Below are 14,802 nucleotides of genomic sequence, written 5' to 3'. Positions count from 1 at the left end.
CGCTACAGTTTTAGAAGCGAGTTTTTTATCTATTTATAACGTTCTTAGTTAAAGATGTAACGCAACCCTACTTGCATTTGCCATCTTGAACTTTGGATGCCTGCATCATCCAATTGTTCTAATCTAGCTGCTGCATCAGGGTCAAAGCTGAATACAGGGTCAGGTCCCGCAGTTTCTGTTCTAATTAAGCCAACTTCTCCAAAACCTCCTACAAATTTCTTTTTACCCCAATCTTTGTTTAATAAGTTGGTAAAGTTGAAGACATCTAAAGATAATTGGAAGGTGTGCTTTTTCTCTCCAAAGTTTACTGAGAAATCTTGTAATACTTTAAGATCTACTATATGGCTCCATGGGCCTCTTTCACCGTTACGCTCTGCATAATCCCCTCTTCTACTATTTAAGTATTCATTCCCTCTAATAAAAGCATTCAACGCAGCCCATTGCTGATCAGCAGTTAGACCATTAGCCCCGTCTAATAGTGTAATTTCTGATTGATTAGCAGGTACATATATCAACGCATTATCCCGAGAGTCATCATTTAATAAATCTCTTCCTTCTTGATAAACATATGTAATTGGCTGAGATTGTGACCCTTCATAGAACAAACTAAATGTAGTTTTTATGTTGTCATTCCAGTTTAGTTCATAAGAAGCATTTCCTAATATCCTGTGCCCTTGAGAGAAATCCGAACGCGTAGTTGGTAAATCTGAATTCTTACCATTTACGGTTTGGATATTTCTCCATTGTGAGCTGTTCTGTGAAGAAGTACCGTCAAAGATAGCATATGAATCTCCATAGGTATATGATAAACTTCCTGCAAAACCATTTTCAAATGGTTTTCTCAACGTAAACGATGCATTCCAAGAATAGCCTTCAGCTGTATTAGATAATAAATAGATGGCTCCATAAGTATCATCGATTTCATCACGTCTATCATAAAAAGGTCTATTATCCGCTCCATTTAATGTCCCAATAGGGCCTTTCAAGTTTAAATTTTCATAATATAGCGCATTGATGTTCTCATTAAAGATCCCTTCTGCTGAAGCGATTAGACCCCAGAATGGTAATTTTTGATCAACCCCTAAGTTTAGTCTAAATACTTGTGGTAATTTGAAATCAGAAGCTATTAAATCGACATTTCCTCCTGTGCCTCCTGTTCCAGGAGCCACATTTACTGGTTGTGAATTCACATCTGGGTTGAATCCGGGAACTGTAGTATTAAAGGATCCTGCAAAACCTCCTGTTACACCATTGTTGTTGTATGTCCCTCCAGGCCATACTAGTGGTAACCTTGAGGTGAAGATACCAAACCCTCCTCGGATTTGTGTTTCACGATTTCCGTTTACATCCCAGTTAAATCCTATTCTTGGTGATACGTGTAGAATAGGAGCAACGCCTTTTCCAACCCGTGCACCTTGAAGGTCTTTGCCTGCTGCCCTAAGCAATGGAACCGTTCTTGTGTTAAAATCATCATTAACAGGACCGTCTGACCATAATGGAAGGTCAAAACGAAGTCCAGCAGTTAATTTAAAATTATCTGAAATCTGTACTTCATCTTGTGCATAGAAGCCTAATTGCCAAATATCGAATTCAGAAGCACCATCAGAAGTATCTCCTACAGCTCCACTCCCAACTAACGAATACCCTCTTTGATAAAAATCAAGGTTTTGATCGTTAATGAAATCATTTACACTTTCATAAGTATAGTCTCCATAGTTAAATGCAAAGAACAAGTTCTTTACTTTGGAATATTCATTGTGTGTACCAAGTGTGATGGTATGTTTTCCTGAAAATATCTCAAAATTATTGGTGATGGTAAAGATATCTTGGTTCAATAAGTTTGCTGTAGAAAATGGTTCAGCACCAAAAGAGATAAAACCACTTCCATCTATAATATCAACTGTAGGAAAAGGATCTCCCAAAGGGTCTCTATCATCTCTTACTCTTGTATAACCAATAATCAAGCTATTCGCAAACTTGTTTCCAAAATTAGCGTTCCACTCCAATGCAGTAGAGTTGGTTACTGTTTCAAATAATTCTGACCCATTGATAAACCCTATACTATTAAAGTCTGAATTTCTAGCTTCTAGGTTATCTGCTTTTACATAGCTATGCCTTAATGAAAGCTTGTGGTTTTCATTAATATTCCAGTCTAGCTTAGCCGTAAACTTATCACTTTCTAGGGTTCTGGTATTATTATCAAATCCTCCTGGATCGTAACCATATGTGTTGATCAAAAATTGTCTTAATCCGTCCAGTCCGGCTGCATTAGTGTCCCCTACATATTGAGAAACATTAAATGGTTGTGGTGTTTCGTCATCTTGTCTTTCATAGTTCACAAAGAAAAACAATTTGTCTTTTACAATAGGGCCCCCTATACGAACACCATAGGTTTGTGCGGTGAAATCTGCTAATTTTTCTCTAGAGTCCCCAGGGCCTACTAGCTCCGGAGGAGTCTTTCCCGCCAAGTCTTCATTTCTTAAGAAGTAGTATGCAGATCCTTCAAATTCATTGGTTCCTGAACGTGTAATGGCACTAATAGCACCTCCAGTAAATCCTGCAATCCGAACATCAAATGGTGCTAATTGTACTTGGAAAGATTCAATAGCATCTACAGAGAAAGGGTTCACTCCTGTTTGCCCTCCATTAGTTCCTGAACCTGCTAAACCAAACACATCATTATTAACGGCACCGTCAATATAGATCGCATTATAACGGTTATTTTGCCCTCCGATAGATATTGAAAATCCATCATCTCCTTCAGTTAAAGAAGCTTGAGGGGTAATTCTAACAAAATCTGCTATAGATCTTGAAGCAGATGGTAATGTTTGGATATCACGGTTGCTGATATTTGTTTCTGCACCCGTTCTGTTGGAGTTAAATGTTCCCGTTGCATCTCCTGTTAATACAACCTCATCCAATGCAGTAGCAGATTCTACCATCTGATGGCTTATCCTTAAGGATTGCCCTAAATTTAAAAATTGATTCTCTCTCACAAAATCATTAAATCCAATATACGAAATAGTAATTTTGTATGGCCCTCCGGGCCTCATACCCGAAATTCGATAGAACCCATCAAAATCTGTTGCAGCTCCATACACGGTTCCAGAAGGTACGTGAATGGCTACAATATTTGCTCCGGGAAGTGGTTCCCCTGCGTTGTCAGTTACTTGACCTCCTAACGAAGAAGTTGTAACCCCTTGCGAAAAAGCAGTCGTTGTAATAAGTGCAACAACTACGGCAATAAACCAATTGTAAACTTTTTTCATTTTTTATTTTAATTTGTTTTTGTGCTGCAAAAATAGTGTATTTGCATAGATGAACATTAAGTGATTGTTAAATATTTTAACATAAACAAAAATAGCTGAAAAAGGTTTTATATTTCTGTTTTTCAGCTATTTATTCGTTAAACGGTTATTATTGTAGATCAATTTATTCTTTATATCTTTTCACGAGCTGTACTGTAGAAGTGTCATGTTTCGCTATTCCTTTTCCTTTAATGTCATCTAAAATTTTAGTAGCCAATTGTTTTCCCAATTCTACACCCCACTGGTCATAACTGTATATGTTCCATATAACACCTTGTACAAATATTTTGTGCTCATAGAGTGCTATAAGTCCGCCAAGGTTTTTTGGGGTCAATTTATTTATTAAAACAGTATTGGTGGGTTTATTCCCTTCGAATACTTTAAAAGGCAATATCTTATCAATTTCATCTTCAGGGAGGTTTTTTTGCTTTAGCTCATTAGATACCTCTTTTTTTGTTTTTCCGTTTAAAAGCGCCTCTGTTTGTGCAAAGAAATTGGCCATTAATTTATTGTGATGCCCTTCATTTTTATACAATGATTTTTTAAACCCTATAAAGTCTGCCGGAATCAATTTGGTCCCTTGGTGGATCAATTGAAAAAACGCATGTTGAGCGTTGGTTCCGGGCTCTCCCCAGATAATGGTTCCTGTTTGATACGTAACAGGTTTTCCGTTTCTGTCTACACTTTTACCATTGCTTTCCATAATTCCTTGCTGCAGGTATGCAGGAAACCGGCTCAGGTATTGTGTATAGGGAATTACAGCCTCGGTTTCGGCATCAAAAAAATTGTTATACCAGATGGTTAACAATCCTAATATAACCGGAATATTCTTATCGAAATCAGCTGTTCTAAAATGCACATCCATAGCATTGGCCCCTGCTAATAATTCTTCGAACCTGTCATAGCCCACAGCCAGGCTTATCGATAATCCTACTGCACTCCATAAAGAAAAACGGCCTCCTACCCAATCCCACATAGGAAATACATTTTCATCAGCAATCCCAAATTCGGTAATCTTCTCTAAATTGCTAGATACTGCTACAAAATGCTTAGCAATATCTTTTTGTGAAGCATTTTGCAAAAACCATTTTTTTACGGTATTGGCATTACTCAATGTTTCTTGCGTAGTAAACGTTTTAGAAACTATTACAAAAAGAGTGGTTTCGGGGTTTACGTTTTTTAGTGTTTCATGCACGTGATCGCCATCCACATTACTAATAAAATGTATGTTGAGGTGATTTTTATAAAACTTAAGGGCTTCTGTAACCATTGCCGGCCCTAAATCAGAACCTCCAATACCAATGTTTACTATGTCAGTAAATGGCTTCCCTGTATATCCTTTTGTCTCTCCTGATATAATTCCGTTGGTAAACTTTTTTATGTGCTTTTTTACTTTGAAAACCTCAGGGACTACATTTTTGCCTTCTACATAAATTGTATCTGTTTCTTTAGCTCTCAATGCCATATGTAATACTGCCCTTTTTTCTGTTTGATTAATGATGTCTCCTGAAAAATAGTTGTCAATTGCATCCCTTAGCCCAATTTCTTCTGCTAACTCTATAAGGTGCTCAAGTGTATTAGTGTTAATTCTATTTTTAGAATAATCTACATAAAAATCTTCCCATTCTATCGAAAATTTATTTGCTCTGGAAGGTTCTTCATTAAAAAAATCCTTCATGTGCGTATCTTTAATGGAAAGAAAATGCTCCTGAAGGATTTTCCATGCCGATGTATCGACAGGGTTTCTATTTTGTAATGGCATGTTTAGTTTAATTCGGTTACTAATTCTTCGTATTCTTCATCGAAGAGAATACAGTCTAACTGTGTTATTAGCGGGTGGATATCAGATAAATAAGCTTCTTTAATGCTTTCATCCATAGGTTCCGCAGCGGGAAGGTCTTGTTTGTATGGATCTACCTGATACCCATTTTTCCAAAAACGATAGCATACATGCGGCCCTGTAGCCAATCCTGTACTTCCTACATATCCGATAACGTCTCCCTGTTCTACAAATTCACCTACTTTTACTGCTCGTTTCGTCATGTGCAGGTACTGTGTTTCATAGGTACTATTGTGACGGATTTTCACATAGTTGCCATTGCCTTTCGTGTAGCCAGATTTAGTAACAGTCCCATTAGCAGTTGCCATTATAGGTGTTCCCCTAGGAGCTGCGTAATCAGTCCCTTTATGGGCTTTCCAGCGTTTTTGAACAGGATGGAAACGACGAGGGGAGAAACGTGACGATATACGACTAAAATTCAACGGTGCTCTTAAAAATGCACGTCGCATAGTGTTGCCTTCTTCATCATAATAGTCATGTATTTTTTTAATAGTGTCCGATTCATAACGAAATGCGTAGAATGGTTTGCCATTGTGTTCAAAATAAGCAGCTTTTATACGGCCTGCTCCCGAATAGATCGTATCTTCTATGTATTTTTCGTCATAAATTATTTTGAATTTATCACCTACTTGAAGTCTAAAAAAGTCAACCGTCCAAGCATAAATGTTAGACATCTCGTTTAATACATTATAGTCAATCCCTTGCTCTATAATTGCTTCTGAAAGTGTGGTTTTCACGATTCCGGATGCTTCTCGTTCTATAATCTTAACAGGCTTTTTTTTGTTATATGCCTGTATTAAAGAGTCTTTAAAGTCAACTACTGTATAGTTGATATTGTCGTGCTGATAAATAAAAACCTGTGCTTTTTGAGTAGTGTCTTTTGCTTTTAAAATAGTATAAGGTTTCCCTGCCCGAATCCTTCTGGCGTCAAAAGTGTCTTTTACAGTAGTTGTTATTGCTGCAATTTCTCCGTAGCCCAATCCGTGATTCAAAAGGATTTCTCCAAAACTATCACCAAATCGTACTGTGTCTCTTTGAACTAAGTATTCATTGAAATTATATCCAAATTCAATATATTCCTTTGGTTCGCCTGCATCAACCTCATGGACAATATTTTTTTGCTTTTCTCTTTTACAAGATGCAAGGACACTGATTGACAGTATAATTAAAAACAGGTTCTTCTTCATTGGTTTGGCTTTTTTTCAGGGTTATACATGTGCGCTACCCATTGTTTTCCCCATTCTTCTTTTTCTTTCTTTGTCCAAATTTCAGGAAAAAAGATGATTTTTTGAAAACTTGGGGGCAAAAATTGCTTCCAGTTGGTGCCTCCTGTGGCTCCAATTTCACTTTTTTCTTTCCTTAAATACCTGTATGCAGATCCCATATGCATAAGTGGCCAGTTCACATTTGCATTAACATCCAGTGCTTTCATTGCTTCTATCAATTCGAGGTTTCGCTTTTCTTTTTCCGGAAGTTGTAAATACTTATGATAAATAGTATTGTCTTGCACTTCGTTTGCTATACGTAAAAACCTTGGGGTATAACGGTATTCAAACTGTTTAAGGGTCAATGTCTTTTCTCCTGTCTTAAGGTTTGTAGCGCCTTTTTTCCAATAGATTTCTTCATAGAGTTCCTCTATAGGGTTATTTTTTGAATAGTTGTCCCTTACTGTATGGTGCACCAGGTTTTCCATAGGTGTTGCATAAAGTTCTATCATCCGATATTGAGCAGATTGAAAACCACTGGCAGGAAGCAAGGCCATTCGGTACTGTAAGAACTGCTCACGTTCCATGCCGTTTATCATAATTTCAAATGAAGAAATAAGTGCTTTAAAATAACTGTTTATTCTACTTATTTTCTGAATTAAGAATGGTGCTTCTTGTAGTTTGTCATCAATAATCTGTTTTTGTTCATGTATAATAAGCTTGAAATAGAGCTCGGTAATTTGATGATACATGATGAATATCTCCTCATCAGGAAAATGGGTTTTTGGGATTTGAAGGCTTAAAAGGGTATCCAAATGAATATAATCCCAATAAGTAAGATAACGTTGATGAAGAAGCCCATCTAAGTATGAACCAAGGTCTTGCCCGGAATTTTTATATTTTTCTTCGAGCTTTTTTATTTTCTGAATTATTTCAGTATCTACACTCATTTATTCTATTTCTATTTTGAATTGGTGCTTTAACCCTTTGAACGCATTTAAGTCCGCTTTGAGCGAGCCAATAGCAAGGTCTGCTTTTATTCTTATCGGTATTTTATTTGCATCTTTTGAAACCCAAAGTGTTAAACTTTCCTGTTCTTTAAAAACTCTTCCGGATTGTACATATGGGCGAAATCTCAAGCATTTTATTTTTCCGAATTTTGTCCGAATCGTTTCTGTCCCCAAGTATTTGAGTTTGAATTTGAATATCCCATCATCATCATATAACATATCTATTTGAAATTCATCCCCTGCATTTAAACCTTCTAAATTATAGCGGTTCCGCATATAGTAGAATGCAGATAGCAGATCTTGTACTCCTTCATGCGTATTTAGTACTATCTGTTTATTATTCTTGTGATCAACAATGGTTGCTTTCTTCGTGTCATGATCAAAATTAATTTCTAAATCTTTAGTGTACCCTCCTTCATCTATTTGTCTTATGAACTTGTAGGGTTTTCCATTTTCCTTGTCAAAATAACTTTCATAATTATCATCTACTTTATAAAACAACCGGGCTAAACCAGTTGTTCTCCCTTGGCCAATCACATGATAGGTTTGCTTTCCATCCAAATAATCATTCTTCAGTTCTAATGTAGCATAACTAGCATTAAATATTCCATAATGTACCCGAAATTGAAACCATTCCCCTGCTTCAAAAGATGATCCATTAGGGTTATCTATATTAAATCCCGTTAAGAGAAAAAGCAAAAATATTGGGATTATTCTTTTCATCGTACTTATTATAATGTAAAAATAATAAAACCTACTACATGTAATGGTCGTAACTTTCTATTAAACCATTCATTAGATGGTTATTATTTTATGTCCATAACGATGTTTTTCAATTAAAATTTTATAGGGTCCCTCTCATTTCTTGTTCCCTTTCAATGGATTCAAAAAGTGCTTTAAAGTTTCCTTTTCCGAAAGATTGCGCTCCCTTGCGCTGTATGATCTCAAAAAACATTGTAGGCCTATCAAGCACCGGTTTGGTAAAAAGCTGAAGCAGATAGCCTTCATCATCTCTGTCTATCAGAATTCCCAATTCTTTTAATGGTTCTAGATCCTCATCTATTTCCCCTACGCGGTCCAGAACCGTATCATAATAGGTTTCAGGCACATATAAAAACTCTACACCTCTTGCTTTTAGCTGTGTAACGGTTTCTATAATGTTATCTGTTGCAACAGCAATATGTTGTACCCCAGCTCCATTATAGAAGTCTATATATTCTTCTATTTGCGACTTTTTCCTTCCTTCTGCAGGCTCATTAATCGGAAATTTTATACGCCCGTTTCCATTACTCATCACTTTACTCATCAAAGCTGTGTATTCAGTGGAAATATCCTTGTCATCAAATGATATAATCTGGGCAAATCCCATTACTTTTGCATAAAACTCGCACCATTCATTCATTTCATTCCACCCTACATTTCCTACCATATGATCTATATATTTCAATCCTACCTCTGAAGGCCTATAATCAGTATCCCATGTTTTATATCCCGGCATAAAAATTCCTTTGTAGTTTTTTCGTTCTACAAATACATGCACTGTTTCTCCGTAAGTGTGGATTCCTGAAAGAACTACTTCTCCATGTTCGTCTTTTAGTGTTTTAGGTTCAAAATAGCTTTTTGCCCCCCGCTTAGTAGTTTCCTTATAGCTTTTTGATGCGTCATCTACCCATAGGGCTATTACTTTTACCCCATCGCCATGTTGCTCTATATGGCGATTAACCTCGCCCCCTGATTGTAAAGGAGAGGTTAAAACCAATTTTATTTTACCCTGTTGCAATACATAGGAAACTTTATCTTTTATCCCTGTTTCCAATCCTGCATATGCCACCGGTTGAAATCCCCATGCAGACTGGTAGTAATGCGCTGCCTGCTTGGCATTCCCCACATATAATTCTACATAGTCTGTTCCTAAAATAGGCAAGAAATCATCTGCCTGAGGAACTATTTTTTCTAATTTTAAAGAGGTGTTATCTGTTATCATTGTTGTTACTTTTTGTTAGTTATTCATTCTTCAAATTGTCAATTTACTCTAACCACGATTTATAATAGCTTTCGTCAGCAATTTTCATGGCTTCTTCCGTTACTTGAAGTGGTTTAAATGTGTCTACCATTACAGCCAGTTCATCTGTTTTTACCTGTCCTATACTTCTTTCTGCTGCACCTGGATGTGGTCCATGTGGGATCCCTGCGGGGTGCAGTGATATATGTCCCGGACCTATGTCGTTACGGCTCATAAAATCACCATCCACATAATAGAGCACTTCATCGCTATCAATATTGCTATGGTTATATGGCGCCGGAATAGCTTGCGGGTGATAATCATAAAGTCTTGGGACAAAACTACACACCACAAAAGCATCTGTTTCAAACGTTTGATGTACCGGAGGTGGCTGATGAATACGTCCTGTTATAGGTTCGAAATCATGAATAGAAAATGCATATGGATAATTGTAACCGTCATATCCTATGACATCAAACGGGTGTGTTGCATATATCATGTCAAAGATCTCATTCTCTTTTTTGACTTTCATTAAAAAGTTCCCTTTTTCATTATACGTCTCCAATTCTTCTGGCTGTCGGATATCCCGTTCACAGAAAGGGGAGTGTTCCAATAACTGACCAAACCAGTTTCGGTAACGCTTCGGAGTGTATATAGGTCTTCTGGACTCTACAATAAATAAGCGGTTATCATCGGTATCAAAATCTATTTTATAGATGATCCCTCTGGGAACTAATAGATAATCTCCATATTTAAAATCTAAATTCCCTAAATGTGTCCTCAATTTTCCACTTCCTTTGTGGATAAATAGCAACTCATCAGCATCTGCATTTTTATAAAAGTACTCTTTGGTTGACTGCTGTGGTGCTGCCAGTATAATAGTGCAATCACTATTAGTCAGCACCGGTTTTCTACTGTCTAAATAGTCTTTCTCCGGACTTACTTTAAATCCATGAAACCGGTATGATTTTATATTGTTCCCTATAGCTACTTTGGGGGTTACATCATAGCTCCCTTTTATTTCTTTAACTTGTGTAGGGCGGTGTTCATGATAGAGGTTGGTGGACATTCCATCAAACCCTATGGTCCCAAACAGTTGCTCATAATAAAGGCTCCCATCGGGCTTCTCAAATATAGTATGTCGCTTAGGAGGAATCTTCCCTAATTTATGATAAAATGGCATGATTTTTATTTTTAATTATTTATAGTGTAGAAGATTGTTTCTTCTTGTTCTTGTCGTGAAGAATTGCTTTATCTCATTCAGGGTTTCTCTTAATGAGATAGCACAAATATTGCATCAATGATTTCCAAAATGGCATCATGTAACAAATATCGGAAAAATTTGTGTTATTTTCTAGAAAATAATCCTAGAACCAAAAGCCTAAATTGAAAAACCATTGGCTTTTTTTTGTTTCGGGAGACCATGAATATTTTACTTCAACAGGACCAATAAAAGTCTCCAGTCCATACCCTAGGGCATATCCTGAAAAATCAGGAGCGGTTATCCATTCCTTATTATTGAATATATCATCCGCCGCATTGGCATAGTTGACCGTAACGTTAAAATGGTTTTTTTCTATGAACTCATAATCTACATTTAGTGTAGCTTTTACATAACTGTTGCCACCAAAACTAATAAAGTCATATCCATAAAACGGAATAAAATTATTGATAAAATCATTCCCATATCCCCCTAATATAAAATCAAATGTTCCCAACTCTGAACCTCCCAATGTAAATCCTCCTTCCGTACTAAGGTTTACGGATAGTTCTTCCAATAAAGGGAATGCTACTCCCATTTTTGCTTTTCCTATAGAATACTCACTAAACAATCCTGTAAAGTCGCTTGAGTACAAGTACAGATGAAGATCCCCTTCGAAGAAAAGTCCTTTTTTAGGGAAATATTTATCGTCATATGTATCTAGTTTCAGTGTTCCATAGGTGCTAATGAAATCGCTATTCTCGAAGATGGCATTGTCTGTTTCCTCATCAATAGTATCTGATTGGTATTTTATATGTTTATGTTCCAACCCTAATGAAAAGGCAAATTCTTCACGAATAACTGTTTGAACGTATATCTGATTGGTAAAATCACTTACATCAATGTTTATGCGATTGATTTCTGCATCCGGAAATCCTGTTTGTGCTCTCACAAAATCAAAATCCACATCTTTTTCGAAGCTATTAAACCTCGAGTTTATACCAATACTCCAATAGAACCCTTTGTCTAAATAGTATTCGAAATTATAGCGGATATTGTCTCCCAGAATTACATCCAGCGAAGCTACATCATCATCAAATAATAAGCGCTTGTGTGTCAAATTTATGAGGGCTGCACTTTTGTACAAATCATCATAGTGAACTCCTAATTTTAAAAATGTTTGATCTTGCCGTTCTTTAAGGTTCACCGTTAAATGTTCTCCTCCCGATTCCATTGGAGTGAGTTTGTACCGTATGCTTTCAAAATTATTGGTTGCAGATAAATTGTTGATTCCCTGATTGAATTTTTCGTATGTGACACTCCTGTCTAGTTTAACCCTTAATTTTCCTTTTATGTATGCTCTTGTGTAACGATCATTCCCTTTTAACGTAAGTTTTCTAACCCTAACAGAATCGTTTTGCGGAATCCCTGGGTTATCTTTTATTTCAGGTTTTTGTTTTAGTGCCAACGCTTCAAGGGCTGCTTTTTTCTCAGAAGCTGCTGTTTGTCCTTTATCTATGATTTGTTTCCCATCATCAAATGAAACTACGGTAAAGTTTTGCATTTCAGGTTTTATGTATATGTCCGTTAATACCGATTTTATCTTCATGTCATTTACCGTCCTATAATTATTTATCTGAAGTAATACCTTTGTTGCCGATTTTAATGCTTCTCTATCAGAAAGGTCATGTTGTACATCTACACCTATAATAACATCTGCTCCCATTGCTTTTACAAGATTTATAGGATAATTGTTTACCACTCCTCCATCTATGAGTAATTTTCCATCTATTTCTACCGGGGCAAAAAGTGAAGGGAAAGCACCACTGGCACTGATGGCATCCGGCAAATAGCCTTTATTTAATATAACCGGTTCCCCCGTTTCTAAATTTGTTGCTACGCAAAGAAATGGTATTGGTAGTTCATTAAAATTCTCTACATCACTTACATGGCGCAGCAGCTTCACTAATAGGTCATAGGTGTTTTGTCCTCTAGATAGTGCTGAAGGGATATTTATTTTGAAATCATCAAAAGGAATCGTGAGGAAGTATTTCTCTTCATCATCTTTTTCATAAAATGCTTTGGCATCTCTAGGGATTTTATCTTGGATGAGCTCTTTAAAATCTACCTTTTGGAATATAGAATCTAATTGATGGGCCGTATAGCCTGAAGCATACAATGCACCTATGATAGCCCCCATACTTGTGCCCCCAATATAATCTATCTGCACACCTGCTTCTTCTATTGTCTTTAACGCACCTATATGGGCGAGCCCTTTTGCCCCTCCACCACTAAGTACCAAACCTACTTTTATATCTTTTTGTGGATTTGTCTGGGCAATCAGTAGCTGAAAAAACAATAGGAACAGTATGGTAATCTGTTGTTTTCTCATACGCTGAATATACTTATTTTTAATGAAAGCCCCCATATATTTTATGGGCTTTTGACGAGCCTACTACTTTTGTTAATTCTTGTAATGAAGCTTCTTTTATACGCTTTACCGATTTAAAGTTTCTCAACAGCTCAATAACGGTCTTTTCTCCTATGCCCTCAATAGTTTCAAGTTCTGTTTGTATTGCTGCTTTACTCCGCTTATTTCTATGAAAGGTAATTCCAAAACGATGGGCTTCATTTCGGAGTTGTTGTATAATTTTTAAGGTTTCTGATTTTTTGTCTAAATACAAGGGAATAGGATCGTCCGGATAATATATTTCCTCTAGGCGTTTTGCAATTCCAATAATAGCAATTTCTCCTCGAAGGCCAAGTGTGTTCAAACTTTTCAAAGCTGAAGACAACTGACCCTTCCCTCCGTCTATGACAATAAGTTGTGGTAAAGAAGCTCCCTCATCTAGCATTCGTTTATACCTTCTATAAACGACTTCTTCCATTGATGCAAAATCATCAGGCCCTTCAACCGTCTTAATATTAAAATGGCGATAGTCTTTCTTGCTTGGTTTTCCATCTTTAAAGACCACACACGCTGCCACTGGATTGGCTCCTTGTATGTTAGAATTGTCAAAGCACTCTATATGACGTGGTTCTTCAGAGAGCCGAAGGTCTTTTTGCATTTGTGCCATCAAACGCTTTACATGCCGGTCAGGATCCGTAATTTTTACTTGCTTGATGCGTTCTTGACGATAAAATTTAGCGTTTCGTTCAGATAGGTTTAGCAATTGTTTTTTATCTCCCAATTTAGGAACAGTTACTTTTGTCCCCGCTTCAACAGAAATCTTAAAAGGGACATAAATTTCTTTGGACCGGGAATGAAAACGCTGTCTGATTTCAGTAATTGCTAGCTCTAATAATTCTTCATCACTTTCATCTAACTTCTTTTTCATTTCAATGGTATGGGAACGGATAATTGCGCCATAGGACAGTTGGAGAAAGTTAACGTATGCATAGCTCTCATCAGACACAATGGAAAACACATCTACATTACTGATTTTTGGATTTACAATGGTCGACTTTGCTTGGTAATTTTCAAGGACTTCTATTTTTTCCTTTATCGCTTGCGCTTCCTCATATTTCATTGCCAAAGAAAGTTCTTTCATTTGTTCTTTAAACTGATGTAATGAGTCTTTAAAGTTTCCTTTTATGATTTCTCTTATGGCTTTTACCTGTTCTTCATATGACACTATTGTTTGTAACCCTTCACATGGCCCTTTGCAATTCTTTAAATGGTACTCTAAGCATACCTTGTATTTTTCAGCTTTTATTTTTTCTTCCGATAGATCATAGTTACATGTTCTTAAAGGATATATGCCTCTTATCAATTCCAAAAGTGTCCTTACCGTTTTCATGTTGGTATAGGGTCCAAAATATTCAGAGCCATCTTTTATGAGTTTTCGGGTGTAAAAAATTCTTGGGAAACGCTCTTTTTTTATGCAAATCCAAGGATACGATTTGTCGTCCTTGAGCATTACATTATAACGGGGCTGGTATTTTTTTATTAAGTTATTTTCCAGTAATAAAGCGTCTGTTTCTGTTGGGACTACAATGTGTTTTATAGTGGCTATTTTGGAAACAAGAATCCGGGTTTTACCTGATTCATATGTTTTTTGAAAATAGGATGCAACTCTTTTCTTCAGGTTTTTGGCTTTTCCCACATATAGAATTTTCCCATTTTTATCATAGTACTGATATACCCCCGGACTATTGGGAAGTGTTTGTACTTGTAATTCTAATGAAGGAGTATTCATACCCACAAAAATAAGATAAATATCAACCCCTTTTCAT

9 protein-coding genes are annotated in these 14,802 nt (G+C 36.5%); all 9 read right to left on the bottom strand.

Going from position 1 to position 14,802, the window contains the following annotated elements; genetic code table 11:
- Positions 1-44: 44 nt before the first annotated feature.
- Entirely contained in the window at positions 45-3,269 is a 3,225-nt protein-coding gene (locus WBG21_RS09105) for a TonB-dependent receptor (RefSeq protein WP_340077110.1), read from the bottom strand.
- A gap of 163 nt (positions 3,270-3,432) precedes the next feature.
- Positions 3,433-5,070, bottom strand: coding sequence for a glucose-6-phosphate isomerase (gene pgi, locus WBG21_RS09100; RefSeq protein WP_340077108.1), 1,638 nt, complete (start codon positions 5,068-5,070; stop codon positions 3,433-3,435).
- 2 nt (positions 5,071-5,072) lie between these two features.
- Positions 5,073-6,335 (bottom strand): peptidoglycan DD-metalloendopeptidase family protein, encoded by a 1,263-nt coding sequence (locus WBG21_RS09095; RefSeq protein WP_340077106.1) that lies wholly within the window; start codon positions 6,333-6,335, stop codon positions 5,073-5,075.
- A complete protein-coding gene (locus WBG21_RS09090) occupies positions 6,332-7,303 on the bottom strand; it encodes a tryptophan 2,3-dioxygenase family protein (RefSeq protein ID WP_340077104.1) in 972 nt (323 codons plus the stop codon). Before WBG21_RS09090 ends, WBG21_RS09095 begins: the two co-directional genes overlap by 4 nt.
- Positions 7,304-8,086, bottom strand: coding sequence for a DUF3108 domain-containing protein (locus WBG21_RS09085; protein ID WP_340077102.1), 783 nt, complete (start codon positions 8,084-8,086; stop codon positions 7,304-7,306). It lies immediately after the preceding gene.
- 121 nt (positions 8,087-8,207) lie between these two features.
- The gene (hppD, locus tag WBG21_RS09080) at positions 8,208-9,347 is read right to left on the bottom strand and encodes a 4-hydroxyphenylpyruvate dioxygenase (protein WP_340077100.1); all 1,140 of its coding nucleotides are present in this window, start codon (positions 9,345-9,347) and stop codon (positions 8,208-8,210) included.
- 43 nt (positions 9,348-9,390) lie between these two features.
- Positions 9,391-10,548: a homogentisate 1,2-dioxygenase gene (locus tag WBG21_RS09075; RefSeq protein ID WP_340077098.1), complete on the bottom strand. Its 1,158-nt coding sequence runs from the start codon at positions 10,546-10,548 to the stop codon at positions 9,391-9,393.
- Positions 10,549-10,732: 184 nt separating this feature from the next.
- Positions 10,733-12,958, bottom strand: coding sequence for a patatin-like phospholipase family protein (locus tag WBG21_RS09070; RefSeq protein WP_340077096.1), 2,226 nt, complete (start codon positions 12,956-12,958; stop codon positions 10,733-10,735).
- A 19-nt stretch (positions 12,959-12,977) separates the two neighbouring features.
- Positions 12,978-14,765, bottom strand: a complete 1,788-nt coding sequence (uvrC, locus tag WBG21_RS09065; RefSeq protein WP_340077094.1) for an excinuclease ABC subunit UvrC — start codon at positions 14,763-14,765, stop codon at positions 12,978-12,980.
- Positions 14,766-14,802 lie beyond the last annotated feature (37 nt).

Source organism: Leptobacterium meishanense (assembly GCF_037645805.1).
GTDB classification, from domain to species: Bacteria; Bacteroidota; Bacteroidia; order Flavobacteriales; family Flavobacteriaceae; genus Leptobacterium_A; species Leptobacterium_A meishanense.
Note: the sequence above shows the minus strand (reverse complement) of the source record. Positions and strands in the feature narration are given on the sequence as shown.